The sequence below is a fragment of the Jannaschia sp. R86511 genome, assembly GCF_042466345.1.
Classification (GTDB): domain Bacteria; phylum Actinomycetota; class Actinomycetes; order Actinomycetales; family JBBAYJ01; genus Aquipuribacter.
The window spans coordinates 4,052,755-4,076,983 of the sequence record NZ_JAXHCD010000001.1 but is presented as its reverse complement, the minus strand read 5'-3'; the positions used below and the strand labels follow the sequence as shown (position 1 = coordinate 4,076,983).

At 71.7% G+C, this 24,229-nt stretch carries 24 protein-coding genes; 14 read left to right on the top strand and 10 right to left on the bottom strand.

Going from position 1 to position 24,229, the window contains the following annotated elements; genetic code table 11:
- Nucleotides 1-3: 3 nt before the first annotated feature.
- Nucleotides 4-4,455 carry an FtsK/SpoIIIE domain-containing protein gene (locus SJY06_RS19035; RefSeq protein ID WP_380169106.1) on the bottom strand — a complete coding sequence of 1,484 codons (4,452 nt, stop codon included), beginning with the start codon at nucleotides 4,453-4,455 and terminating at the stop codon, nucleotides 4-6.
- Nucleotides 4,456-4,664: 209 nt separating this feature from the next.
- Between SJY06_RS19035 and SJY06_RS19030 the strand changes: the two genes are divergently transcribed.
- Together SJY06_RS19030 and SJY06_RS19025 are read left to right on the top strand one after the other, a co-directional pair.
- Nucleotides 4,665-5,156 carry a hypothetical protein gene (locus tag SJY06_RS19030; RefSeq protein WP_380169105.1) on the top strand — a complete coding sequence of 164 codons (492 nt, stop codon included), beginning with the start codon at nucleotides 4,665-4,667 and terminating at the stop codon, nucleotides 5,154-5,156.
- A gap of 18 nt (nucleotides 5,157-5,174) precedes the next feature.
- The gene (locus tag SJY06_RS19025; protein WP_380169104.1) at nucleotides 5,175-6,608 is read left to right on the top strand and encodes a recombinase family protein; all 1,434 of its coding nucleotides are present in this window, start codon (nucleotides 5,175-5,177) and stop codon (nucleotides 6,606-6,608) included.
- A 259-nt stretch (nucleotides 6,609-6,867) separates the two neighbouring features.
- On the opposite strand, the gene SJY06_RS19020 is transcribed toward SJY06_RS19025, so the two are convergent.
- From SJY06_RS19020 to SJY06_RS19000, 5 genes are read right to left on the bottom strand one after another with little or no spacing between them, the layout of a single operon-like run.
- Entirely contained in the window at nucleotides 6,868-8,598 is a 1,731-nt protein-coding gene (locus SJY06_RS19020; protein ID WP_380169103.1) for a replication initiator, read from the bottom strand.
- Nucleotides 8,595-8,963: a WhiB family transcriptional regulator gene (locus SJY06_RS19015; protein WP_380169102.1), complete on the bottom strand. Its 369-nt coding sequence runs from the start codon at nucleotides 8,961-8,963 to the stop codon at nucleotides 8,595-8,597. The genes SJY06_RS19020 and SJY06_RS19015 overlap by 4 nt, the downstream gene beginning before the upstream one ends.
- A complete protein-coding gene (locus SJY06_RS19010; protein WP_380169101.1) occupies nucleotides 8,960-10,690 on the bottom strand; it encodes an FtsK/SpoIIIE domain-containing protein in 1,731 nt (576 codons plus the stop codon). Before SJY06_RS19010 ends, SJY06_RS19015 begins: the two co-directional genes overlap by 4 nt.
- A complete protein-coding gene (locus SJY06_RS19005) occupies nucleotides 10,690-10,992 on the bottom strand; it encodes a hypothetical protein (protein WP_380169100.1) in 303 nt (100 codons plus the stop codon). The genes SJY06_RS19010 and SJY06_RS19005 overlap by 1 nt, the downstream gene beginning before the upstream one ends.
- A 1-nt stretch (nucleotide 10,993) precedes the next feature.
- On the bottom strand, nucleotides 10,994-11,416 hold the full coding sequence (locus tag SJY06_RS19000) for a hypothetical protein (RefSeq protein ID WP_380169099.1): 423 nt from the start codon (nucleotides 11,414-11,416) through the stop codon (nucleotides 10,994-10,996).
- A gap of 159 nt (nucleotides 11,417-11,575) precedes the next feature.
- Between SJY06_RS19000 and SJY06_RS18995 the strand changes: the two genes are divergently transcribed.
- A complete protein-coding gene (locus SJY06_RS18995) occupies nucleotides 11,576-12,325 on the top strand; it encodes a helix-turn-helix domain-containing protein (RefSeq protein ID WP_380169098.1) in 750 nt (249 codons plus the stop codon).
- On the opposite strand, the gene SJY06_RS18990 is transcribed toward SJY06_RS18995, so the two are convergent.
- Nucleotides 12,315-13,043 (bottom strand): HAD family hydrolase, encoded by a 729-nt coding sequence (locus tag SJY06_RS18990; RefSeq protein WP_380169097.1) that lies wholly within the window; start codon nucleotides 13,041-13,043, stop codon nucleotides 12,315-12,317. The two genes, SJY06_RS18995 and SJY06_RS18990, sit on opposite strands and share 11 nt — an antisense overlap.
- Before the next feature lie 139 nt (nucleotides 13,044-13,182).
- Here SJY06_RS18990 and SJY06_RS18985 point away from each other — a divergent pair, with 139 nt between their 5' ends.
- Nucleotides 13,183-14,490: a hypothetical protein gene (locus tag SJY06_RS18985; protein WP_380169096.1), complete on the top strand. Its 1,308-nt coding sequence runs from the start codon at nucleotides 13,183-13,185 to the stop codon at nucleotides 14,488-14,490.
- A gap of 166 nt (nucleotides 14,491-14,656) precedes the next feature.
- Nucleotides 14,657-14,953, top strand: a complete 297-nt coding sequence (locus tag SJY06_RS18980; RefSeq protein ID WP_380169095.1) for a hypothetical protein — start codon at nucleotides 14,657-14,659, stop codon at nucleotides 14,951-14,953.
- Nucleotides 14,954-14,975: 22 nt separating this feature from the next.
- On the opposite strand, the gene SJY06_RS18975 is transcribed toward SJY06_RS18980, so the two are convergent.
- Together SJY06_RS18975 and SJY06_RS18970 are read right to left on the bottom strand one after the other, a co-directional pair.
- Nucleotides 14,976-15,131: a hypothetical protein gene (locus SJY06_RS18975; protein ID WP_380169094.1), complete on the bottom strand. Its 156-nt coding sequence runs from the start codon at nucleotides 15,129-15,131 to the stop codon at nucleotides 14,976-14,978.
- A 1,555-nt stretch (nucleotides 15,132-16,686) separates the two neighbouring features.
- Nucleotides 16,687-17,016, bottom strand: a complete 330-nt coding sequence (locus SJY06_RS18970) for a response regulator transcription factor (RefSeq protein WP_380169093.1) — start codon at nucleotides 17,014-17,016, stop codon at nucleotides 16,687-16,689.
- 129 nt (nucleotides 17,017-17,145) lie between these two features.
- Here SJY06_RS18970 and SJY06_RS18965 point away from each other — a divergent pair, with 129 nt between their 5' ends.
- The 7 genes from SJY06_RS18965 to SJY06_RS18935 all read left to right on the top strand — a co-directional run bounded on the left by SJY06_RS18965 (nucleotide 17,146) and on the right by SJY06_RS18935 (nucleotide 21,405).
- Nucleotides 17,146-17,883, top strand: coding sequence for a CpaF family protein (locus tag SJY06_RS18965; RefSeq protein ID WP_380169092.1), 738 nt, complete (start codon nucleotides 17,146-17,148; stop codon nucleotides 17,881-17,883).
- A gap of 29 nt (nucleotides 17,884-17,912) precedes the next feature.
- On the top strand, nucleotides 17,913-18,752 hold the full coding sequence (locus SJY06_RS18960; protein WP_380169091.1) for a type II secretion system F family protein: 840 nt from the start codon (nucleotides 17,913-17,915) through the stop codon (nucleotides 18,750-18,752).
- Nucleotides 18,749-19,684 carry a type II secretion system F family protein gene (locus tag SJY06_RS18955; RefSeq protein WP_380169090.1) on the top strand — a complete coding sequence of 312 codons (936 nt, stop codon included), beginning with the start codon at nucleotides 18,749-18,751 and terminating at the stop codon, nucleotides 19,682-19,684. The genes SJY06_RS18960 and SJY06_RS18955 overlap by 4 nt, the downstream gene beginning before the upstream one ends.
- A 125-nt stretch (nucleotides 19,685-19,809) precedes the next feature.
- The gene (locus SJY06_RS18950; RefSeq protein ID WP_380169089.1) at nucleotides 19,810-20,001 is read left to right on the top strand and encodes a hypothetical protein; all 192 of its coding nucleotides are present in this window, start codon (nucleotides 19,810-19,812) and stop codon (nucleotides 19,999-20,001) included.
- Nucleotides 19,929-20,369, top strand: a complete 441-nt coding sequence (locus tag SJY06_RS18945; RefSeq protein ID WP_380169088.1) for a TadE family protein — start codon at nucleotides 19,929-19,931, stop codon at nucleotides 20,367-20,369. The genes SJY06_RS18950 and SJY06_RS18945 overlap by 73 nt, the downstream gene beginning before the upstream one ends.
- The gene (locus SJY06_RS18940) at nucleotides 20,366-20,863 is read left to right on the top strand and encodes a hypothetical protein (RefSeq protein WP_380169087.1); all 498 of its coding nucleotides are present in this window, start codon (nucleotides 20,366-20,368) and stop codon (nucleotides 20,861-20,863) included. Before SJY06_RS18945 ends, SJY06_RS18940 begins: the two co-directional genes overlap by 4 nt.
- On the top strand, nucleotides 20,860-21,405 hold the full coding sequence (locus SJY06_RS18935) for a pilus assembly protein TadG-related protein (protein ID WP_380169086.1): 546 nt from the start codon (nucleotides 20,860-20,862) through the stop codon (nucleotides 21,403-21,405). The genes SJY06_RS18940 and SJY06_RS18935 overlap by 4 nt, the downstream gene beginning before the upstream one ends.
- Here SJY06_RS18935 and SJY06_RS18930 read toward each other — a convergent pair.
- On the bottom strand, nucleotides 21,386-22,057 hold the full coding sequence (locus tag SJY06_RS18930) for a DUF1684 domain-containing protein (protein WP_380169085.1): 672 nt from the start codon (nucleotides 22,055-22,057) through the stop codon (nucleotides 21,386-21,388). The two genes, SJY06_RS18935 and SJY06_RS18930, sit on opposite strands and share 20 nt — an antisense overlap.
- A gap of 267 nt (nucleotides 22,058-22,324) precedes the next feature.
- Here SJY06_RS18930 and SJY06_RS18925 point away from each other — a divergent pair, with 267 nt between their 5' ends.
- On the top strand, nucleotides 22,325-22,999 hold the full coding sequence (locus SJY06_RS18925; RefSeq protein ID WP_380169084.1) for an SDR family NAD(P)-dependent oxidoreductase: 675 nt from the start codon (nucleotides 22,325-22,327) through the stop codon (nucleotides 22,997-22,999).
- Nucleotides 23,000-23,058: 59 nt separating this feature from the next.
- Nucleotides 23,059-24,174, top strand: a complete 1,116-nt coding sequence (gene prfB, locus SJY06_RS18920) for a peptide chain release factor 2 (protein ID WP_380169083.1) — start codon at nucleotides 23,059-23,061, stop codon at nucleotides 24,172-24,174.
- Nucleotides 24,175-24,229: the final 55 nt, after the last annotated feature.

The following is a 24,229-nucleotide window of genomic DNA, read 5'->3' as shown; positions in this document are numbered from 1 at the left end:
TCCCTACCCCGGCCACGCCAGCTGGATGCGCCGGGTGCGCCCCCGGTCCACCAGCAGCCCGCGGCCCGGCCGGCGGCTGACCTGCAGCAGCGGGTCACGGGCCCCGAGCACGTCGCGGACGTCCGTGCGGCCGGGGGAGAGCACCACCCCGCTGCCGTGGCGCCGGGCCAGGGCCGCCAGGCCCCGGAACTCACCGGCGAACCACTCGCTGGACCCGGCGGCCACCACCGTCGCGCCCGGGGCCAGGGACGCCGCCAGGGGGCCGGTGCCGTCCGCGAGCCACTGCTCGACGGCCGCGTGCTGCGACTCCGGGCGGCGCTCCACGTCGTCGACGAGCAGCAGGCGGGCTCCCGGAGGTGCGTGGCGGAGGCCCTGCGGGGCGGGCCGGCCGCCGGGACCCGGTCCGGCGGTGCGGCCCGGGTCGGGGTCGAGCCGGGCGTCGGGGTCGGCGTCGGGGTCGGGGAGCCACGTGAACCCCACGCCGCCCGTGAGCGACTGGGCGGCCAGCGTCGCCAGGGCGCTGCTGCGCCCGCTGCGGGCCGGACCGGCGATGACGAGCAACCGGGTGTCGTCCAGGTCCAGCAGCCACGGGACCCCGTCGGGGGCCAGGACCCCCAGGGGTAGGCGCGAGGGGCTCACCGGACCCAGCTCGGCCCGGTCGACGAGCGTCGGGAGCGGCCGGGGGAGCCGGACCGCCGCCACCGACCCGGGCTGCGGGCCCCGGGGCGCCCCGGGCGGGTGCTGAGCGACCGTCGTGGGGTCGGTGGTCGAGGGGGTGGCCGTCGTGGGGTCGGTGGCCATCGGGGCGGCTGTACCGGGGTGGTCCGTCGTGGCGTCGGAGGTCGCGACGTGCGCCTCGACCGCAGCCGGCGCCTCGCCCGCTGTACCCGCCTCCGGCACGGGGAGGCCGACGACCAGGCAACGCCCCGGCAGCGCGGTCGGTGCGAGGCCGCGGGGCACACCCGCGACCACCAGGTCCGCGGCGTCGGTGGTCCGGTGCACGAGGCGGACGCGGGCGCCCGCCGCCAGCCTGGACGCGGCGGTGGGCCGACCGCCCGCCACGGCGACCCCGATGCCGTGCCCGTGACCGTTGCGCAGCACCCGCAGCAGCAGGTCGACCGGGGTCGGGTCGGTGGCGGGGTCGAGCAGCGTGTCGCAGTCGTCGACCAGCAGCAGCACCCGCAGCGCCCCATCCCGTCCGTCCTCGGGGGCGGGGAGGGCGGTGAGCGCGGCCAGCAGGTCCGCAACGTGGTCGGGGTCGTCCCGGGCCGCGTCGACCAGCGCCGCCGGCACCCCGACCTCCTGGGCCGCGCGGGACATGGCCGCCAGCGTCGTGCTGCGCCCGCTGCGGGGGCCACCGAGCACCAGCGCCGGACCGTCGCCGGTCGGAGCCCAGGCCAGGACGCCCCGTCGCTGCAGCCAGGGGAGGTCGGTGAGACCGAGCAGCAGCCGCGTGGCCCCCGCCGCGTGCACTTCGGGGGCCGCCGCCGGAGACGCCTCCTGGGCGGTGGTCGCCGTGCCGTCCTGGTCCTGCTGTCCCGACGCCCCGTGGCCCACGGCGGCGTGAAGCGTCACGTCGTCCCGGCTCAGCCGGGCCGGCAGCGGCGGCAACCACGGGCTCACCGCACCGGACCGACCCGACCTGGCCAGGGAGGCCAGCACCCGGTCCACCACCGCGGGGGCGCCCCCGGAGCCGTCCGTGCCCGTGCCCGCGTCGGTCCTCCTGGCGGCCCCGGCGCGGAACGGACCCAGGGGCCGGGGGTGGACGACGCTGACGCAGAGCTCGTCGGCCGCCTCCGGCTCGCCGGCGCCGACCCAGGCGGACTGCAGCGTGACGTCGACCCCGGCCCCCACGACGACGGCCCGGCCCGGCCGGTCGTGGGGCAGCCACGCCGCGTCGGCCCGGTCCACGACGTCCCGGGACTCCGCCGGGTCCTGCACCCGGAGCGCGATGCGCAGGGCCGCGTTCGCGCGGATGTCCGCCGAGACCACCCCCGAGGGGCGCTGCGTGGCGAGCACCAGGTGCAGCCCGAGCGACCGCCCCGTGGCGGCGAGCCGGACGAACTCGGCCAGCACCTCGGGTGCGTCCTCGGCCAGGACGCGGAACTCGTCCACCACCACCAGCAGGCGCGGGACGTCGGGGAGGTCGGCAGGGGCCGTGCGCCTGAGCTCGTCCAGGTCGCGGGCCCCGGCGTCGGCCAGCACGCGCTCCCGGCGGCGGACCTCGGCCCGCAGGGAGTGCAGGACCCGAGCCGTGGCCGCCCCGTCGAGGTCGGTCAGCACGCCCACCGTGTGCGGCAGCCGGGCCAGGTCGTCGAAGGTGGCCCCGCCCTTGTAGTCGACCAGCAGGAACGCGACGGACTCCGGTGGGTGGCAGAGGGCAAGCGAGAGCAACCAGGCCCGCAGCAGCTCCGACTTGCCCGATCCGGTGGTCCCGGCCACCAGGGCGTGGGGGCCGGCCGAGACCAGGTCGACGGTGACCGGCCCACCGGGCCCCACCCCGAGGGGGACGGCCAGCCCGGCGCCGGACCGGTCCCAGCGCGCGAGGACGGCAGGTGGGGCGGTGTCGACCAGGTCGGCCAGCCGGACCCGGTCCGGCAGCCGGTGACCGCTGTCAGTCGGCGCACCGCGCAACGGAGCCAGCGCCCGGCTCAGTCGCTCGGACCACCAAGGCCCCACCCGGTCCGCGACGCAGCCGGCCGAGCCGCTGCCGTCGACGAGCGTGACCTGCAGCTGTACCCCGTCGGCCGCCGCGGGCACGGCCACGGTCCCGCAGCCGTGCGGCAGCCCGGCCGGCCGGGGCGAGACCGCGACCACCCGGATCCCGGCGTCCCCCGCCGACCCGACCCAGCCGAGGTCACCGCCGGTCAGCTCCGCGTCGGGGTCGTCGACCACCACGAGCAGCGGCACCGGCGCCGGGCGGTCCGCGGTCGACGCGGACTGGGACGAGGCGCGAGCGGTGACGAGGTCGGCGACCCACCGCGCGGCGGCGCCGGCCGCCGGTCCGTCGGCCGTACGTGCCGGCCCTTCCAGCCAGTGGGGCAGCAGTGTCAACCACCGCCAGCGCTCGGCGGCGGCCGTCCCGACGACCGCCGTGACCTGCAGCGCCGACGGGGCCAGGGCCACGACGAGCTGCCCCACGACGAAGCGGGCGGCCGACGGGTCCCCGGGCTCGACCAGCCCCAGTGCTCCCGCGCCGAGGTCGACCGACAGCAGGTCGTCGGCCGTGGCGACGGGCCCGCGCTCTCCGCCGGGGCGCAGCAGCGTGACGCGTGGCACCAGCCGGTGGGCCGCCGCCACATCGACGTCGGCCCGGCCCAGCCGCACCCGGAAGGCGTCGTCGTCACCGCGGTCGCGCTCCCACAGCCGGCCCGCCGGACCCGTGGCCAGACGCAGGACGACGTCCGCGTCGGGCATCGTCGCCCGTCGGGCCGCGGCCAGGGCCTCGGCCGCGGCCGCGGCGCGGTCCTGGCCGGCTGCGCACTCACGGGCGTGCTCCCGCCGGCTCAGCGCGCCCTCGCGGCCGGACTCCCGGCGGGCGCTCAGCCAGCTCCCGGCCGCGAGCAGCGGCCCCAGCCCCGCCAGCAGCAGGTAGACCGGGGAGCCGGTCCACCAGGCGAGCCCACCGGCGGCCAGGGCCGGCAGCAGCACCGCCAGCACCGGGAAACCCGTCGACCGGTGCCGCCGGGGCGGGGGCGGCAGCGCGATCTCGTGCGCGTTCTCGGGCAGGCGCAGCCGGGGCGAGCGTGGCACCAGCACCGTCCCCTCGTCGGTGGCGAGCGTCGGCGTCGGCGTCGACGACTGGCCGGCGGCTCGCAGTGCAACCCGGCTCGCACCCAGGGTCCACTCCTGGCCGAGCCGCCAGGTACACGTCGGACCGTCCCGGTCCCCACGACGGTCACGGTCCCCAGCACCGTCCGGGGCCGCCGCCTCCGGCGGGCCCGACCCGGTCGCGGTGGGCGCCGGGGCGGTCCCGTTGGTGGACCCCAGGTCGGTGACCGCCACCCCGCCCGGCCCGACGTCGAGCCGGCAGTGCTCACGGGACAACCGGGGGTCGCGGACCACGACGTCGCTGCGTCCGGCCCGGCCGACGACCGCCCGGCCCTGGCGCAGCGCGTGCGCGGCGGCGGCGTCGGGCCCGGCGACGACCACCAGCTCGAGCAGGTGCGGGGTGGGCGGGGCCTGCTCGCGCCGCGGCCGTCGACCGGGGCCGGCCACCACCAGCACGGCCCCGTCCAGCAGCGGGGGCCGGCCGACGACCGCCGTGCGGAGGTCCAGGGGGGTTCCGTGGACCGTGACCAGGTGCTCCCCGGTGTCCAGCCCCAGACCGGGCAGGTGCCGCAGCGGCGTCCCGGTCGGGCACTGCACCAGCACCTCGGATCGGGCCGGGGCGCCGGGCAGCACTCCCGTCGTGCCCCCGGTCCCGCGCAGCACGACGGTCCACCGCAACCGCACCCCGGCCCTCCCGACCCTGTCGCCGGTGCTCCGTCCGCACCGGTCCCCGGCACCCAGCCTGGGGGCCGACCGGCCCCGGTAGGCACGCCCCGGGGCATCTGTGGACGACCAGGCCCGTCCACAGGCCGGCGCGGCCGCCCTTCCCTCGCCCGGCCGTCGTTCGTAGTCTGCGACCACGGCTCGGGGTGGGTCGGGCTGGAGGGGGAGACGTGGACGCAGTCGCGGCGGTGACCGGCGAGGCGAGGGAGCTGATCCGGCGCCGGAACCTCGACCCGGGCACGGACCCGGCCGGCATGCGGCGACTGGTCGAGGACCTGGTGGCCGACTACGACGAGCGGTCGTTGTCGGGGACCCTGGCCCCGGTGCTGGACACGGGCACGACGGTCAAGCAGGTGCTGGACGCCGTGGTCGGCTTCGGCGAGCTCCAGCCCTACCTCGACGACCCGGAGGTCGAGGAGGTCTGGATCAACGAGCCGGGCAAGGTGTTCGTCGCCCGTCGGGGCGTCTCCGAGCTGACCACCACGATCCTGACCGACACCGCGGTCCGGGACCTGGTGGAGCGGATGCTGCGCTCGTCCGGACGTCGCGTGGACCTGAGCAGCCCGTTCGTGGACGCGACGCTGCCCGACGGGTCCCGCCTGCACGTGGTGATCCCGGACATCACCCGACGCCACTGGGCGGTCAAGACAGCCCATCACTAAGCGTCCTACACTGCCAGGATGACCAGGGTGGGTGTCTACTGCCGCATCTCGCACGATCGCGCGGGCGCGGGCCTCGGTGTCGAGCGGCAGCGCGACGACTGCATGCGCCTCGCTGCGCAGCGAGGGTGGCCCGTCGTGGCCGTCTACGAGGACAACGACATCTCCGCCTATAGCGGCCGCACCCGCCCCGGCTATCAGTCCCTGCTGGCCGACGTCCGGGCCGGCAACCTCGACGCCGTCATCGCTTGGCACACCGACCGCCTCCACCGCTCGCCAACGGAGCTGGAGGCCTACATCGAGGCTTGTGAACGCAACAACGTCACCACGCTCACCGTTCGGGCCGGCGAGCTCGACCTCGCCACCGCCGCAGGCCGCATGGTCGCGCGCATGCTCGGCGCCGCAGCCCGACATGAAAGCGAGCAGAAGTCCGAACGCATCCGCCGAGCACGGCTGCAAGAGGCGCATGCCGGCAAGGTCCAGGGCCGGCTTGGGTACGGCTACCGGCAGTCCACCGACGGCTCGTGGACCGTCCAGGAGGACGAGGCAGCCATCGTCCGCGAAATGGCGGATCGTCTCCTGCGAGGGGACAGCCTCAGCAGCATCGCGACCTCGCTCAACCACCGGCAGGTGCCGACCCCGCAGGGCGGCGTTGGGAACTGGCGAGCAGGCAACCTCCGGGCGATGGTGACCGCAGCCCGCTACTGCGGCTGGCGCGAACACACCCCCACGCCAGCCCGCGGCGAACGAAGCCGTGGACGAGGCACCGGCGAGCTGGTCGCGAAGGGCGACTGGCCCGCGATCCTCGACCGGGACACCACAGAACGTCTCCGTGCCCTGCTCGAAGACCCAGCCCGGCGAACCGGCGGGCGGCCCGGCCGGGCCACCTACCTGCTCTCGGCAGGCTTGGCCCGATGCGGACGCTGCAACGCGGCTCTCACTGGGCACAACGACAAGGGCGCCGGTGTGCGCCGCTACGTCTGCTCCAAGCAACCCGGGCTGGCCCGATGCGGCCGCCTCACCATCAACGCCGACGCCCTCGACACACTGACGGTGGCCGCAGTCACCCAAGCTCTGGCGGACCCACAAGCCCTCGTCACCGCCACGCCGGAACCCGTCGACACCGAGGCCGTCAGCGTGCGCTCTCAGCTCGATGAACTGGCCGTCCTGTACGCAGACCGCTCCATCACCACTGCGGAGTGGATGACCGCACGAACCGCCCTTGCCCAGCGCCTGGACGCCATCGAAGCCACCTACACCACGACCGCCCGGGCAAGACTCCTGGCCGACGTGCCGCGAGAGCCCGCCGCCTTCGACCCCTACTGGGCCGGCCTGACCCTCCAGCAGCAACGGGCACTCCTGGCGAGCCTCATCGACGCCGTCGTCGTGAATCCCGCGAGCCACGGAGGCAACCGGGTCAACCCCTCTCGCGTCCACATCCACTGGATTACCTGATCACGCAGCGTCGGACGGCGACCGGCGCGGGACCACACACGATCCCCGCAGCACCTCAAGCACCCGAGCCCTGGTCGCCGCATCACGAACGAACGGCGGCAGACCCTGTGCGCGCCTTGACTGCACCACCCACTCGGCGACCGCCTCCCGGTCCACCCAGAGCCACCGACAGCCCCCCGCAGCCGTTGCAATCGGCACGTACGAGGGGTTCTGGCGCCCGACTTCTTCTGGCACCTCGGCCGGTTCTTGCCTCACGTCATCACCCCCGTGTGCTGTTGCCTTGTGGGTTATCCACAGCCCCGCCGGGTGGCCCGGTCGCGCCGGGTCCGGTGGTGGCCGTCAGTTGCTTTGCGGACTCGTACTGGGCCCGCCACCGGTTCCGTTCCTGGACGGCGGCGAGGATCGCGCTGGCGTAGTCGGCCTCGGGCATCGGGACGTCCTCCCACGTGAACCGCGGAGAGCCGTCGTCGAGGGTGTGCTCGACGCCCATCCGATCCACCTCGGGGGCTTCGATGCCGGCGGCGAGGAGGGTCTCTCGGACGACCGTGGCGCGGTCGGCGCGGTGCTCGGCCAGGGTCTTGCCGGACCACTGCTTGGAGACCTGGACGCGGCGGCCGCCGTAGCCAAGGTTGTCCCGCTCGTGAGCCCGCCTCTCACACCGCCCCGGTTGGAGGCCGGGCAGGCAGTCCTTCGGCTGGATCCCGAAGCGGAGCCAGTTGGCGCACCCCGGGGAGCAGGGAAGCCAGCGCACCGTCTCGTGCAACCGGTCCACGTGCGCCTCGTACGCGGCCCGGCGGGCGGCGGTGCGGGCCCTCTGACGGGCGCTCTTGGCGTCCCACTCGTCAGGATGGCCGACGTGGTCCACGGCCGGGTCGTCCAGTTCCTCGGGCGTGAACGTGTCCGCGAGGCTCTTGGTCAGGTACTTCGTCAGGTATCGGATGGTGCGGTCGGCGTCGTCGCTGGTGCCGAGGATGCCCTTGACATCGGTCTGCCGCCCGAACCGCATCGTGTGCGCCGCTGGCTGCCCGGGATCAGTATCGAGCTGGGCGTCGAGGTCGTCCATCGCCTCCTCCCACGTCGGCAACGGCATGCCCGTCTGTGGGTCCCGGTACGCGCCGTCACCCCAAACCGGAGACCCCGTCGTCACCTCGTCGTAGACGACCTGATCGAAGGCGGGCCACCACACCTGCACGTAGGTTGCCTTCGTCACCTCCCGCAGCACCTGTCGCGGGATCGCGCCGCGGATGGCGACGTGCACGTGAGGAGCGAGGCGCTTCTGCGGTTCGATGGCGGCGAAGTACTGCGCCTTGTAGCCGGCGCAGCGGCGGAGGTTCTGCACCCACCGCGCGAACAACCGAGGCAGGTGGATCGCGTCGAGCGCGGCCCGCCGGTAGTCGTAGCCGTCCGGGTCGACGGGCGTGCCGGTGCCGGGTGTGATCCGCCCGTAGGACGGCAGGGTCAGGGTGACGAACATGCTGGGTCGGTAGACCTGGCCGTGGTTGCCGGCGAAGGTGCGGCCGATGGTGCGGTTCTCCTGCGGTACCCGCGGCAGGTCCGACACGTCGTCACGTCGCCTGGTCGATCGCACCCGACGGTCGGTGCCTCCGACGGGCAGCTCGACGTCGTTCGGCGTCTCGTCGACGTCAGCGGGCGCGTCGTCGGCCTGGTCGTCGGAATCGGGTTCGTCCTCCCGGTGCCAGCCTTCACGGCACTGCTGCTGCCGGACCTTCCGGGCCTTGGCCGCGCAGGGTGGGCAGACCCGTTCGCGGGTGGACTTGCAGGGGATAGGGACCTTGGTGGTCTCGCCGGTCTCGTGGTCGACGACCAGCCGCAGCAGGGGGCGGACGCACACGCCGGCGTGCTCGGCCCAGTCCCGCACCATGCGCCCGTCCACCCGCAGGGTGGGGTCGTCGACGACGCGCTGCTCGCCAGTCGTCCAGACAGTCCCAGCCTTGTCGATGAGCGGCCGGTCGAGGGTGATGGCGGTCATGAGGCCAGCGCCTTGCGGTGCACCTGTCGGGCGTTGTGGGCGTTGGGTTCGTAGTGGGTCTGGACCTCGTCGTCGGGCAGCTCGGCGAGCAGGTCGAGCAGGTCCCCGGTGTAGGCGCCGCCACGGAACCCGCCGGCCCAGAACCCCGCGGAGGCGTAGGACCTGTTGGCGTAGCGGCGGCAGTAACCGCGGACGGGGCAGCGGGCGCAGATGCGGGCCATGACCTCCCGGATCTCATCCTCCACCCGGTGCGCGTCCTCCGTCCACGGCAAATCAGGTCGCCGGGCGCAGGCGGCCCGGGTCATCCAGTGGTGGTCCAGGCTGGCCAACGTCTCCGGGGTGACGGTGCGTGCGTGGGCGTTCACGACCGCACCGCCGGACCGGTGTCCACGGCCGGGCCCCTGGTGGCCGCGGCCCGTCGAGGCGTAGCGTCAGCGTCCTGGTCGAGTCCCCCCACTCGGCCCCGCTGCCCGTCCTCGCCTGGCTTGCCGGACAGCCCTTCACCCCCACCGATCCCCCCACCGGTCGAGCGGCCCGCGAAGACGGGCCCCCCCTTGTTCCCACTCGAAAGCGGAGGGGCGGGGTAGGTGAGGCCCAGCTGCTCGATCGTCTCGTCCGGCACGTACACCGCCCGCGCCCGCAGCGGGTCAGGGACGCCGTCAAGGCGGACAAAGCACACACCCGGCGTGGCCAACGGGATGCGGTCGCAGGCGGCACCGCGGTGCAGGGCCCCGTCGCCCAGGACCATGTCGACCTGGATCGGCTCATCGAGGCGGAACGCCACCCGCACCGCGTGCAGGCCCCGCCAGCGCACGACCTCCTTGCTGGGGTCGACGGTCGTGGTGATGACGGTGAACCCGACCGCCCGGCCACGGGACAGGAGGGCGCCGAGGGCGGCCTCGACCCGGCGGGTCGTCTTGCTGTCCGCGAGGGCAGTGAGCGTGGCCAGTTCGTCGACGACGACCACCCGATGCGGGCTGCTGACCGACGGGGTGTGCTGGCGGCTGGCGCCGGCGAGGGATGCGGCCCGCTGGTCGAGCTCGACGACGAGGGCTTCGAGGGTGTCGGCCATGTCGTCGATCCGGTCGACGACCTGGGCGAGGGGTCGGGCGGGAGTGGCTTCCATCCCGCCCTTGGGGTCCAGCCACGTCACCCGCACCAGCCCCGCGTGGACGGCCCTCGAGAGGCCGGCGACGATGGCCCACAGCAGCGACGACTTTCCCGAGCCCGTCGTGCCGGCAATGAGGACGTGCGCGCCGCGCAGTCGCAGGCGCCAGGAGGTGCCGTCCTCCAGCACGCCGACCGACAGCGCACCCAGCCCCGCGAGGACCGATGCTGGGTCGGTCAGCTGCGGGACGCCGCCCAGGACGAGGGGGCGGGCGAGGGTGTCGGCGCGGGTGATGTCCAGCCACACCCACCCTGGACCCGCCGGTCGGACCCGCACCGCGAGGACCCGCCAGGCGTGAGCGAGGGAGTCGCACGCCGCCGCCACGGTGTCCGGGGTGATGCCGGCGGGCAGTGCGATGAGGAGGTGGTCGGTGGGGCCGGTGAAGCGGACGCGCTTGAGATGGGCGACCTCGACCGACTGCCCCTCCCTCCGCAACGCTCGGGGGGTTTCCGCCCATGCGAGGACCAGAGCCCGAGCGAGGCCCGGGTCTTGGCGGCGGTCGGTGACGTACATGTTGTGCCGCAGCGCTAGCGTCTTCCACGAGGGTCCGTAGACGTAGCGGCGGCGCCACCAGGAGCCCCACCGGCGCCCGATCGCCCACTCGTACGACCGACGAGCCCGCCACCGCCACAGAGCCAGCAGGAGCCCCACCAGGAGGGCGAAGACGGCCATCGCGGCCCGGTCCTGCCACCTGGCTGAGAGGACCCACACGTACACCCCGAACGCGAGCAGGCTCGTGCCGAGGAGGGTGCGGAACGGCCGGCGGAGCGCGTCGGCCAGCAGGAGCCAGAACAGCCACCAACCCCGCCGCCACACCCGCACCAGCAGCCGCCAGGACGCGCGAGCCACCTGGCCGACCTCCACTCCCCGCCGGACGCTCGCCCCGGTCGTGGGGGCCGCGGTGGTGGTGGGCGCGGTGGTCATCAGTCGGCGTGGGTCGAGCGTGCGACCCGCAGCACCTCGTGACCGACGTTGTCGATTAGACCGAACGCCCGCAGCAGGTCCGTCCGCAGCTCGTCGTCCGGGTAGTCGCTCATGCGCTGCACGACCGCCGACAGGTCGTCCATGACCCGGCCGATGTCCGCGCTGGTCTTGATGACGTGCTCCCACACCTCATCCGCGTTCCGCACCCCCAGCGCACGGGCCCAGACCACGACGTCCACGCGACCGGGAGCGGCACCACCTGCTCCGCCCCCGTTGCCGGTGGAGGTGAGGCCGGTGGCCATCTCAGGCCGCCTCAGAGGACGCCGAGCCAGACGAGCTGCTGCTCGACGACGGCCGGCGGGCCGAGCCCGGCACCGGGGCCGCGATGCTGTCGGCGGACCAGTACTCGACTAGGCCGCCGGTGTTCTTGTTGACCCGGACCTCGACCCGCAGGTTCTCGAACCCGACGGGGCCCAGCGCCGTCACGTACGGGCGGTCGTAGGCCGGGAGAGTGACGGAAGCGATCACCGAGCTGGTCCGGCCGTACTGGACCTGCTGGTACATCACCTCCACCCCCCACACCGGCATCCCCGTCACGTCGTCCCGCGTCTGCACCTCCGACTGCGCCCGGCCACCACCGGCGGTCTCGACCCAGTCAAACTTCGCGTCCACCACCCCTGTCGCGACCATCGGCTGCTTACTGCTGTCCACCACATACGCAGGCATCGCCCACTCCTCTCGTCTGGGCCGGGATCGGCCTGCGCTCAGGGGACCGCAAGAGCGGGGGACGCCCATACGTCGTCCTCGGGACTTGTGCGGACACGTCCCGGCGTGACACCGTCCTTCACAACGTCCCAATCGTCCCCACCGTCTACAGAAGGACACATGGTGAACGAGCGGCTAAGGGCCACGCTTCGCGCCAATGGCGTCACTGAGGCCGGCCTCGCCGCGAGGCTGGCAGTGGACCCAAAGACGGTGCAGCGGTGGGTCACGAAGGGGCGTACGCCACACAGGGTGACCGCCCTCAACGCCGCTGCTTTCCTAGGCGTCGCGTCCAGCTGGCTGTGGCCTGGCCTGACGGACGAGTCGGCGTCGTCTGCTGCGGGGGAGGTGGTGGCGTTCTACGCACACCGGTCGCAGGTGCCCAACCATGTATGGCTCGACCAGGTCCTCGGCGCGCGACAGCGAATCGATGTCTTTACCTACGCCGGACTCTTCTTGGCCGAAGATAATCCCGACGTTATTGAGCTCATCAGGCACAAAGCATCCACCGGGGTTGCTGTACGTATTGCACTCGGCGACCCCCACAGCGCAGAGGTCAAGCTACGCGGTCGGGAGGAGGGGATGCCCGACGAGATCCCGATGCGCGTCAGCATGTCGTTGCACTACTTTAGGACTCTGGCCGACGCCGACGGTGTGGATCTCCGACTTCACCGAACTACGCTCTACAACTCGTTCTACCGGTTTGACGACGAGATGCTGATTAATCAACACGCACTCGGCGTTTACGGCTACCAGGCGCCCATCCTCCATCTGCGCGACTCCGGAACCGGCGACCTATTTGCAACTTACCTACGCAGTCTTGAACACGGCTGGAAGCAGGCGTACGAGCTCGATCGGTCGCTCACGGATTGACGGCCCCTCGTGACCTAGCGTCTTCGATTCCACGTATCAGACCTTCGAGATCCCGCAAGTCCTCGATCGCGGCCACCGCACCGGCGGAGCGCAGGTCCACCACGGACACCCCTCCGGTTGCCACACCGATGACCTGTGCACCTCCCTGAAGGCCGGCCTCCACGTCCCGTGTCGTGTCCCCCAAAATCACGGTGGCTTCGGATACCGGAACGAAGGCGTACCGTTCCTCAGCCTTTCGTTGCGCGACGGGCACCAAGTCGGCGCGGCGACTGCTCTCATGTCCAAAGGCGCCGACCGAAAAGTCTAAAGCGTCAGCGAGACCGAACGTGTCAAGCTTTACGAATGCATTGGCTTGGATGTTTCCGGTCAACACGGATTGGATGATGTCCGGCGCGGACTGGAGAACATGCAAAGCCTCGTGAGCCCCAGGTAAAGCGCGCCCGCGTTCGCCCAGCAGGGTTCGATTAGTTGCCCCAGCACGGGCCAATGCACTCAACTGGGCGTTCACGGAGAAGGTGGCTTCACTAATGCCGTTCTCCGCTAGTAGCGTGCTCATGATCAGCACGTCTGTGCGGCCGCCCGTGCGCGCCGGAACGGCCGGCGGGCGACCGACCAGCAGTTCGAAGGCCCTCGCGTAGTTGATCTTACTGACGCCGCCGCTATCAATCAGCGTGTGATCGACATCCCACAGCAGCAAGACACGGTCAGCCTTCGTCATGACCCAAGCCTCTCATGGCCCCGCTCGCCACGAGCAACGAGCCTCGTTCACGACGGGGGGACGGGTGAGGCCACCCAATCTCGTGTCAAGAGAGGTACACCGGGGCTAGTGTTCAAGCATGACCCAGAATGTACTCCGGGTGAACACCCCCCGACTTGGGTGGCTCTACGATAGGGACGCCAGTACACCTGACGTCAGCGTCATGCTGCTCGATGATGGTGAGGCGATAACGCTCACCGTCCCATGGCAAAGTCGAGACAGCCCGTATCTGCGTTGGTTCCACGGTCATTTTGTCGAATTCGCGGACGATCCAGGGCGAGATCGCTACACGTACGACGTGCCAGAGACGCTCTGGTTCAGGGACGTTCTTGGGTCGGTGGCGCTCATCGGCTGCCGGATGAGGAGTTCGATGGAGCCGGGGCCCCTTGGTCAAGGCGTCATCACAGTTGGTGCTGCAATTCTTGGTGCTCAGGAGGAGCTGGACTACAGCCAGATCCACGCCCTGCGAACGGACGTGCCGGGTCTAGGGCAGTGGATGAGGTTGCGTTCGCTCACGCATGAAGCTTCGACTGACCATGAGAACCGCCTGCAAACCCTCACCTTGCGTCTGCGAGCGCCGGATCCCATCCCTATCGACGAGGAGGTGGGTCTCCAGATCCGTCCGAACTTCACGTACACAATTCCAGGACGGCCGGATACGACTCAAATTCAAGAAACTCTTGAGATTCACACTGCTCTGCCCCAACTACAGGACTGGTGGGCCCACTCGAGGGTGCATGGCGCTTTTGTCGACTTGCCAAGTCTTGCATGTTGGCGCCCGCTCGGATATCGAGCACAGTGGGCCCAGCGTAACGATGATCCCGAACGCTCCATCGGAGGCAAAATCGTCGGCGACAAATGGTCGCATGTCCGCAGCTACCGGACTCGTCCCAACGATGATGAATCGCAGTCGTTGCAGTTCCTCTTTGATTTTTCGTCTGTTGGGCCAGCGGGGGCAAAAGAATGGCTGAGAATGCGGCAGCATTTTGAACGTGGAATGAATCACATACTTGACACATTGCGGACGCCGCGCGCGCTGGAGACAAGCGTCTCGCAACTTGGCATTGGACTAGACGGCTTAGGTTACCGTCTCTTGTTGGATGATGGTCATGAAGTCGGGAAAGCCAGTAAGGCCAGCCACGCCACCAAACTTGAAAGAGTCATGGAAGACCTTTTGGTGACTCCACCCTTCGAGCCGAGGGACTGGACTAACCGGATGCGCATTAGTTATCGAGCCGTAAAGCACGCCGAGCATGATATGCCCGAATACATCGACCTACTGAATACCGTGCAAGACGCTCGATTGATTTTCCGTCTTTGGGTCGCCTCCCGTATTGGCGTACCTGCTGAGGATCTTGCGAGGGGCCTAAGTTACGACCGCATGACCCAGCGATTCGAAGCGCCCTAGAACGCCACAGAACTAGATATGGTTGCCTCTGCACCTGATCCGGCTCATCGCTCCAGGTGTGGTCAAGGCTCAGAGTTCGAGCTCATGGACTCACACATTGCCCTGGGGCAGTCAACCTTCCGGAAAGCCTGGCAGACCAACCTGACAAGGCGCGACACTGTGCGGCATGAGCCACGACCCTCCCTCCTCCCTTCCTCCACGAGGGCGCGGTCTCGGGCCGCTCTTCTTCCTGGGCGCCGCGCTCTTGGGCGCAGCCATACTTCTGGCGCTGATGCCGATCAGCGGCACCGTCACTTCCCTCAACATGGGCCAGCAGGCGATACCGTGTGGCACCGCGCTCGACACCTACACCGGGTACAATTCCGGCGATTGCTACCAGGTGGGGGCGACTTACCGCACATTGGCAGGACTCACGGGTTTCGCAGGCGTCTCTTGTTGGATTGCCATGATGCTTCGACGATGAACGCTCAAGGCGGTCACTGCACTCAGTCCGCCGAACCGCCGACTGGGACCGCAGCACGAGACGCGTCCTCTGAGCCATCGTTCTGAGCGATGTCTTGAGCGATGTCTTGAGCGATGTCTTGAGCGATGTCTTGAGCGATGTCTTGAGCGATGTCTTGAGCGATGGTTGCTGTGTTCACCTCTAAAGGATCAAGGCGCCGCGCTCCGCGCGTCGCGGCCGGGCGTCGGCTTGCGCGTGCGGCGCAAGCGCCGTTCGCGCCGCCGCCCGGCCACTCGAACTCAGGCGCTCAGTGCCGATCTACGCGACCGGCGACGATGGTTCCCGCCGCCGACACGACCATGTGCTGGCCGACCCCGTCGAGGTGCGACCCGAGCCCTGTCGTTACCCCCGCAGAGCTAGAGGTCGTGGCTCCCGAATTCGCGGGGCTCCGCCCCGGACCCCGGGCCTCGGTTCCGGGATCGCGGAGGTGGGCAGGTGGTGATCCCGTCGCCCCGACCGTCCCAAGATCAGCCGACCTGCCACCGGCCGTCAAGGACCTGCGGCCGCTACGCGGTGGCTACGCCATCCCTGACGGCCGGCGTCAGGTCGGCAGGACGATCACCGGCCGAGGCGACGGGATCACCACCACCTGAACCACAGAGCGTGGGTGCGGCCAGCTAGCACCCAAGACAGGGATGAAGGACAGCGCGAACCCCATCACAACCCTGGCTCTCAGATCACAGTGCTGTGCGGGGTGCGGTGACATGGGCGTTCAGCGCCGTTTGCATCACCGCACCCCGCGACGCGGGACGTGTTATCTGGCCTCCCCGACCGGTGGTCGGTGCGCTACTGCTCGGTCTCAGCCCCGAGCGGCGGCAGCAGGCCCCTCCGCTGTCTGAATCGCATCAGGCCCGCCGAGCCAAGCGCACCTAGGCCAAGCAGCCCGGGGACTACGGCCAACTCGCCAAGACCGACAAGCAGGAGAGCTAGACACGCTCCCAGAAGCATCAGTCCTACGGCCTCTAGGACCAGAACGAGGATAGACAGTGAACTCACGTTGACCTCTCAGTCACTGGGACTGGCACCAGAAGGGGAGGGACGCCGACCCCCGGACGATAACACCTCTTCCCGACTGAGCACAGATGTTCAGGGCGGCCGCACCAATAGCGTATAGGCCAGCCGCAATTCCGGTAAGGATGCTCGCCGCAACAGTCGGCGGGGTCGGAATTTTGCCGGTGATGAAGCTAACAAGCCCCAGAACGCTACCCCCAGCCAGCATGTAGTTTCGCACCTGCTGCACGGTGCAGGAGTTCATGTACAGGTCCCATCCATACCAACGCTGGACCCACTTGTTCGAGCCCCTGCACGTAGCGGCCGCAAGAGAGGAGATCTCTCGCGACGCCTGAGTCGTGCTCCCTCCGTTTGCCGCTGCGAGACCCGCCTCCCATTCCTCAATAGCACTTGCGGGAATCCCCTCTTCCGCGGCGGAGTCCGCGTCCAGTTCGGCCGCACCTGTGCCACTTCCGCTGGTCAACCTGATGAGCGTTTCGGTCTGACGGAGCAACTCCGGGTCAACCGCCTCGGCTTGAAGCGCGATCCTTGCTTGTGAGCTGCCCGGCGCTGCGGGCTGCGCTTCCCTCGGCGCGGCAGAGGCAGGGGCAGACAACGAGAACGTCATGACGCCCACGAGAAGGAGTGCCAGCAGGCTCCACCACCCAGCTGGCCTAGGGATGGATGAGAACTGACGGTGGGAGCTAGTCTGGTTCTTGAGCATCATTGCCCTTTCCTGCTGCTGCTGTAGGCTCACCGGTTGGTGGCCCATTCAATGGATCCGTTCGTCGCTGCGACGTTCTTGCGGCAGGAACTAAATGATCGTCCGAAAGCCCAAGACCCCCCAGCAGATTGCGTCGGATGACGATGGCGGCCAAATGGGCTCGGCTTCGTGCGCCGACTCGTTTTGCCGCGGAGTAGTAGTGAGACCGCACAGTGTGGATTGACAGTCCAACGGAAGTTGCAGTCTCGTGATCGGAGCAGCCTTCGAGCAGCAGGCGGATCACTCGGGTCTCAGACGCAGTCAGATACATGCACTCGCCCCCAGTGATTGCCTGTTCCGCCCTCTTCAAGCCCGCTGACAGTAGAATTTTGGGGTGACAGATGCAATAGGCTAAAGTCACAGGTACTGCTAGAGCTGACGGATCAACATCCGCAAGTTCGTGGTCCGGGCCGACCGGCTCGCCGACCTGGTGGCGCTCGGCACGCTGGGGGCCCAGGCGGCCCGGTTCCTCGACGCGGCGGTCGTGGCCGGGCTCAACGTCCTGGTCTCCGGCGGCACCCAGGCGGGCAAGACCACCCTGCTCAACTGCCTGGCCGCGGCCGTGCCCGCGCGCGAGCGGATCATCACGTGCGAGGAGGTCTTCGAGCTCAAGGTGCCCGGCCGCGACGTCGTGGGTCTGCAGTGCCGGCAGCCGAGCCTGGAGGGCACGGGCGAGATCCCGCTGCGCCGCCTGGTCAAGGAGGCGTTGCGGATGCGTCCCAGCCGCATCGTCGTCGGCGAGGTCCGCCAGGCCGAGAGCCTGGACCTGCTCATCGCGCTCAACTCGGGCCTGCCGGGCATGTGCACCGTGCACGCCAACAGCGCCCGCGAGGCGGTGACCAAGATGTGCACGCTGCCGCTGCTGGCCGGGGAGAACGTGAGTGCCGGTTTCGTCGTGCCGACCGTGGCCAGCTCGATCGACCTGGTGGTGCACGTGGAGCTCGCCGCCGACGGCCACCGGCGGGTCCGGGAGGTGCTGGCCGTCCCGGGCCGGGTCGAGGACGGCGTCGTGGAGACGGCCACCGTCTTCCGGCAGGACGCCTCCGAGGCCCTGGTGGCCGCGGGTGGCTACCCGCCCCACGAGGACCGGTTCCGGCGGGCCGGGTTCGACGTCGCCGAGCTGCTGGCCGAGCGGTGAGCACCGGGGAGGGGCTTGCCCTCGGCCTCGTGGCAGGGCTCGGTGCCTTCTGCGTCTGGTGGTCGTGCTGGGTGCCCGACGCCGAGCCGAGGCCCGCCGTCCGGCGCTGGACCACCGGCCTGGAGGACGCCCTCGTGCAGGCCGGCGTGCGCTCGGTCAGCGTGCGCTCCCTGGTGGTGCTGTGCGGCGGGGCCGGCCTGGGGGTCTTCGCCGTGGTCCTGCTGGTCAGCGCGGCGCCGTGGATCGCCCTCTGCTTCGGGCTCATGGCCGCCTGGGGGCCGGTCGCGCTGGTGCGGTACCGCGCGGAGCGGCGACGTCAGGACCTGCGGGAGGTGTGGCCGGAGGTCGTCGACAACCTCGCGTCCGGGGTGCGGGCGGGGCTGTCCCTGCCCGAGGCGCTCGCCCAGCTGGGGGAACGCGGCCCGGAGCAGCTGCGCCCGGCGTTCGCCGAGTTCGGCGAGGACTACCGGGCCAGCGGGCGCTTCGCCGACTCGTTGTCGCGGCTCAAGGACCGGCTCGCGGACCCCGTGGCGGACCGGTTGGTCGAGTCGCTGCGCATCACCCGGGAGGTCGGGGGCTCCGACCTCGGCCGGTTGCTGCGGACCCTGTCGACGTTCCTGCGCGAGGACGCCCGCACCCGGGGTGAGCTGGAGGCGAGGCAGTCCTGGACCGTGAGCGCGGCCCGGTTGGCCGTGGCCGCGCCGTGGGTGGTGCTGGCGATCCTCGCCACCCGGGAGGGGGCGGTCGAGCCGTACAACCAGGCCGAGGGCGTGCTCGTGCTGGCCTTCGGCGGGGCCGCCTCCTTGCTCGCCTACCGCCTGATGCTCCGGATCGGACGGCTTCCCGTCGAGCAGCGGGTCCTGCGGTGAGCGACGTGGTCCTGGGCGCGGTGCTCGGGGGCACGGCCGGGGTCGGGCTCCTGCTGGTCCTGCTGACGGTGCCGACGTGGCGGCAGGTCGACCTCGTCGACCGGCTCGAGCCCTACCTGCGCGACACCCGTTCGTCGAGGCTGCTGCAGGACCTGCCCGGACGCCGGGCGCGCTTCGGCACCCTCGAACGCCTGCTCGCCCCGGTCATGAGCGACCTGGTCCGGTGGGTCGAGCGGATCTCCGGCGGCCCCGGCACGGTCCGGCGGCGTCTGGAGCAGTCGGGCACCGGGACGACCCTGGAGCAGTTCCGGGCCGAGCAGGTGGTCTGGGGGGTGCTGGGTGTGGCCGCAGGGGCGGCGGCGGCCGTGCTCATCGGCCTGAGCCGGGGTCCGGCCGTGCTGCCCATGGTCGCCGTCGTGGTCATCGGCGGCCTGGTCGGGGTGCTCGGTCGGGACCAGTACCTGTCGCAGCAGGTGACGGCCCGGGAGGAGCGGATGATGCAGGAGTTCCCCACCGTGGCCGAGCTGCTCGCGCTGAGCGTCGGCGCCGGCGAGGGTGCGGTGGGCGCCCTGGAGCGGGTGGCCCGGACCTGCCAGGGGGAGCTGTCGGTCGAGCTGCGACGGACCCTCGCCGCGGCCCGCGCCGGGGCGAGCCTGGTCCAGGCGCTGGAGGGCCTGGCGGCCCGGACCAGCCTGCCGCCGCTCGCCCGGTTCGTGGACGGGGTGGCTGTCGCGGTGGAGCGGGGCACCCCGCTGGCGGAGGTGCTGCGCTCGCAGGCGCAGGACGTCCGTGAGCTCGGTCGGCGACGGCTGATGGAGAGCGGTGGGCGCAAGGAGATCGCGATGATGGTCCCGGTGGTGTTCCTGGTCCTGCCGGTGACGGTGCTCTTCGCGGTCTACCCGGGGCTCGTCTCGCTGGACCTGCAGCTGTGAGGGGCGCCACGGTCCGACCGGACCTGGGGACGAGGCCTGCCCGCAGGCGCGGGTTCAGGCCATGATGGGCCGGACGATCGGCGGACCGTCGTGCAGCAGCGCAGGCGGGGGAACGGGGAGACGACATGAACACGACACCGGTGCGTTGGGCGGCGGCACGCCTGCAGACCATGCGGGGGGACCGGGGCGACGTGCCCGGCTGGGTCCTCGTGACGCTGATGACCGCCGGCCTGGTGATCGCCCTGTGGGCCGTCGCGGGCGACCGGCTGACGCAGATCTTCACCGACTCGATGGACTCGGTGGTCGACGGGCCCTGACGCGCGGCTCCGCGGCCGTCGACTTCGTCCTGGTGTCGGCCCTGCTGACGCTGCTGTTCGTGGGGGTGCTGCAGCTTGCCCTGGCCCTGCACGTGCGCAACACGCTGGTCGACGCCGCGGGCGAGGGCGCGCGTCACGGGGCGCTGGTGGGGCGCGGTCCGGCCGACGCGGCCCAGCGCACCCGGGACCTGATCGGGGCCAGCCTGGCCGACGACCTGGCCCAGGACGTGACGGCGGGCACGGTCACCCTCGACGGGGTCGACACCGTCGTCGTGACGGTCCGCGCGCCGCTGCCCGTCATCGGGCTCGTCGGCCCCCGCGCCCTGGAGGTCGACGGCCACGCGGTGGACGAGAAGGGGCTGCCGTGACCGGGCGACGCCGGTGCGGTCGGGCCTGGGACGCCACCCGGGCGTGGGCCGCGGGGCGGCGCCCACGAGGTGACGGGGGCAGCGCCGTCGTCGAGTTCGTCACCATCGGCGTGCTGATGCTGGTCCCCGTGGTCTACCTCGTGGTCGCGGTGGCCGGGGTGCAGGCGGCGGCCTTCGCCACGGAGAGCGCGGCGCGGGAGGCGGCCCGGATCGTCGTCACCGGGACCGACGACGCCCAGTCCGAGCGCCTGGTCCTGGCCGCGGTGGGCTGGGCGCTGCGCGACCAGGGCCTGGACGCCGACCCGGCGGACGCGGTGACCGTCCGCTGCAGCACCCAGCCCTGCCTGACCCCCGGGGCCGACGTCACGGTGACGGTCGCCGTCGAGGTCCCGCTCCCCGCGGTGCCGGCCGGCGTGTCCCGCGTGGTGCCGCTGGTGGTGCCGGTCAGCGCCACCCACACGCAGGTCGTCGACGAGTTCCGGGTGGCCCCGTGAGCCCGCCCCGAGCCCGCCCGTCGGCGCGACGGACCTGGGCGGTCCGTCGGGGGAGCGACCTGACGGGGTCGTCGGGCGCCGGACGCCCGGACGACTCCGGGCAGGTGCTGCTGCTCGCGCTGGTCTACGGGGTCGTCGCGATCCTGCTGGTGCTGGTCGTCGTGGCCGCCTCGGCCGTCCACCTGGACCGCAAGCGGCTGCTCGCGGTGGCCGACGCCGCGGCCTTGGACGCCGCCGACGCCCTCGACGAGGCGGCCTACTTCGAGGCGACCGAGCAGGAGGGCGGCCTGGACGCGGTCCCCGTCACCGACGCCTCCGTCCGTGACGCCGTCGTGGCGCACCTGCAGCGTCAGGACGCCCCCTCACGGTTCGTCGACCTGTCGGTCGACGTCGCCGCCACCGGCACCCCGGACGGCAGCACGGCCGTCGTCGTGCTGACGGCCCGGTCGCTGCCGCTGCTGCCGGACGCCGTCGCGGGGCGCTACGGCGCGGGCGTACCGCTGCGGGTGACCTCCAGCGCGGTCAGCCAGGCAGGGCCATGAGCTCGCCGACGCGCAGCTCCACGTCCACCGTGTTGCCGGGGCCGGCCAGCGGGCAGGCCCACGCGGCGTCGTAGGCGCAGGACGGGTTGTAGGCGAAGTTCAGGTCCACGACCAGCCGCGACCCGCCGTCGGACCCGCCCAGGTCGGCTCCCTTGACGGTGTCCAGCACGTAGCGGCCACCGCCGAACGTGCCGCCGTCGCGCCCGGCCAGACCGTCGCGCACGGGCAGGAACACCCCGCCGCCGTAGGCGGCGAGCCACCACACGTCCAGCGTGCCCACACCGGGCAGGTCGACCACGCCGATGCGGTCGAACGGCACCACCCCGTCCGTCCCGGTCGGCACCTCCATCCGGTGCGGTGCGGTGGGCTGCACCTCGACCTCGAACCGGAACGCCGGGTCGTAGGGCGCCACCGGCAGGCCGCGGAAGACGCGACGGGCCTCGGGGCTCAGCGGGGACGCGGGGTGCGTGGCGAACAGCTCGTCGCGGCGGCGGCTCCACATCGAGTGGGCCACCGTCACGTGCGTCTCCGTCCGCACGGCATCGTAGGCCTCGCGGACCCGGCGGCGCCAGTCGAGCACCTCCAGCCGGGTCGAGGGCGTCGTCAGCCCGCCCGCCTCGCCCGCAGTCGTGCCGTCCGTCCCCTCAGCCATGCCCTGACCCTGTCACGACCACGGTCCCGACGCAGGGTCTGGCCGGTCGCGGGCGATGCCGCGGCTGGTGTCCTGGCTGATGTCGCGGCTGCGCTCGTGGGGCGGTCGGGGTGCGGCCCGTCGGTGGCCGTGTGAGCGTGTGCTGTGACCACCGAGCCCGCGCCCAGCGACCAGCCGTCCCACGACCAGCCTTCCGCCGGCCGCTCGGCGGGTCCGACGGGGACAGCCTCCGGGCCGGACCGGCCGCTCAGCGGTCGGTCGGTGCTGGTGACCGGGGCAGGCGGTGGCCTGGGGGCCAGGATCAGCCGTCTGCTCGCCGACGCCGGCGCCACCCTGACCCTGGCGGGACGCGACCAGGCCCGGCTGGAGGCGCTCGACCTGCCGGGGGCCACGGTGGTCGCGGTCGACCTGACCACGCCGGACGGGCCGGACCGGGCCGTGCAGGCGGCGACCGGGGCGCGGGGTCGGCTGGACGGCGTGGTGCACGCCGCGGGCGTGGTCGCCTTCGGCGCCGTCCACGAGGTCGACGACGACACCGTCGACGAGCTGTTCCTGATCAACGCGCTGGCCCCGCTGCGCCTGCTGCGGGCCGCGCACGGGCCGTTGGTCGAGGCCTCGCGCGAGCACGGCGACGCCTTCGCGGTCACCATCAGCGGCGTCGTGGCCGAGAAGCCGACCGCGCACATGGCCGCTTACTCCGCCAGCAAGGCCGCCTCGTGGGCGCTGGCCGCCGCGGCCGCGGGCGAGCTGCGCCGGGCCAAGGTGCGCGTGCTGGACGCCCGCCCGCCCCACACCGAGACCGGCCTGGCCACCCGCCCCGTGGCCGGCTCCGCGCCGCGCCTGCCCGAGGGGCTGTCGGCCGACGACGTCGCCGCCCGCATCGTGCGGGCGATCACCGACCGCGAGCGGGACCTGCCGACCAGCGCGTTCACCGCCGGCTGACCTGGGCCCGGGCCCGGCCCGGGGGAGGCCCGGGCCGAACACGCGTACCCTGCACCGACGTGGCTGCAACAGACTTCTCCGCCGAGATCGCCGACCTCCGCAACACCCTGGAGGGCGTGCTGGCCGTGGTCGACATGTCTGCGCTGCGCTCCCGGATCGAGGAGCTGAGCGAGCAGGCCTCCGCGCCGGACCTGTGGGACGACCCGGACGCCGCCGCCCAGGTCACCAGCGCGCTGTCGGCCGCGCAGTCCGAGCTGGACCGCATGGAGAAGATGGAGTCGCGCATCGACGACCTCGAGGTGCTGGTCGAGCTGGCCGGCGGCGAGGACGACGCCGACAGCTGGGCCGAGGCCGAGAAGGACCTCGTGGCCCTGCGCCGCCAGCTCAACGAGCTCGAGGTCCGCACCCTGCTCACGGGCGAGTACGACCCCCGCGACGCCGTCGTCACCATCCGCGCCGGCGCCGGCGGCATCGACGCCGCTGACTTCGCCGAGATGCTCATGCGGATGTACCTGCGCTGGGCCGAGCGCCGCGGCTACCCGACGTCGGTCTACGACACGTCGTACTCCGAGGAGGCCGGCATCAAGTCCGGCACCTTCAAGATCACCGCCCCGTACGGCTACGGCACCCTGTCGATCGAGCAGGGCACCCACCGCCTGGTCCGGATCAGCCCGTTCGACAACCAGGGCCGCCGGCAGACCTCCTTCGCCGAGGTCGAGGTGCTGCCCGTCGTGGCCGAGACCGACCACATCGAGATCCCCGAGAAGGACCTGCGCGTCGACGTCTACCGCTCGTCGGGGCCCGGTGGGCAGAGCGTCAACACCACCGACTCCGCGGTGCGGCTCACCCACATCCCGTCGGGCACGGTCGTCACCTGCCAGAACGAGAAGTCGCAGCTGCAGAACAAGGAGTCGGCCATGCGCGTCATGCAGGCCAAGCTGCTGGAGCTCGAGCGGCGTCGCCGCCAGGCCGAGCTGGACTCCCTCAAGTCCGACGCCGGCACCAGCTGGGGCAACCAGATGCGCTCCTACGTCCTGCACCCCTACCAGATGGTCAAGGACCTGCGGACGGAGCACGAGGTCAACAACCCCGACGCCGTGTTCGACGGCGACATCGAGGGCTTCCTCGACGCAGGCATCCGCTGGCGCCGGCAGCAGGACACCGCCCCCGCCTGAGCCCGGGCGCCACACCGGTCGTCCGCGACCGGCCCCGACCACGGTCCGCTCCCCG

Coding starts and splice junctions, on each gene's coding strand:
- SJY06_RS19025 (WP_380169104.1), top strand. CDS start 5,175: ATGACCAGGGTGGGTGTCTACTGCCGCATCTCGCACGATCGCGCGGGC.
- SJY06_RS19020 (WP_380169103.1), bottom strand. CDS start 8,598: ATGACCGCCATCACCCTCGACCGGCCGCTCATCGACAAGGCTGGGACT.
- SJY06_RS19010 (WP_380169101.1), bottom strand. CDS start 10,690: ATGACCACCGCGCCCACCACCACCGCGGCCCCCACGACCGGGGCGAGC.
- SJY06_RS19005 (WP_380169100.1), bottom strand. CDS start 10,992: ATGGCCACCGGCCTCACCTCCACCGGCAACGGGGGCGGAGCAGGTGGT.
- SJY06_RS19000 (WP_380169099.1), bottom strand. CDS start 11,416: ATGCCTGCGTATGTGGTGGACAGCAGTAAGCAGCCGATGGTCGCGACA.
- SJY06_RS18995 (WP_380169098.1), top strand. CDS start 11,576: ATGGTGAACGAGCGGCTAAGGGCCACGCTTCGCGCCAATGGCGTCACT.
- SJY06_RS18990 (WP_380169097.1), bottom strand. CDS start 13,043: ATGACGAAGGCTGACCGTGTCTTGCTGCTGTGGGATGTCGATCACACG.
- SJY06_RS18980 (WP_380169095.1), top strand. CDS start 14,657: ATGAGCCACGACCCTCCCTCCTCCCTTCCTCCACGAGGGCGCGGTCTC.
- SJY06_RS18970 (WP_380169093.1), bottom strand. CDS start 17,016: ATGTATCTGACTGCGTCTGAGACCCGAGTGATCCGCCTGCTGCTCGAA.
- SJY06_RS18950 (WP_380169089.1), top strand. CDS start 19,810: ATGAACACGACACCGGTGCGTTGGGCGGCGGCACGCCTGCAGACCATG.
- SJY06_RS18930 (WP_380169085.1), bottom strand. CDS start 22,057: ATGGCTGAGGGGACGGACGGCACGACTGCGGGCGAGGCGGGCGGGCTG.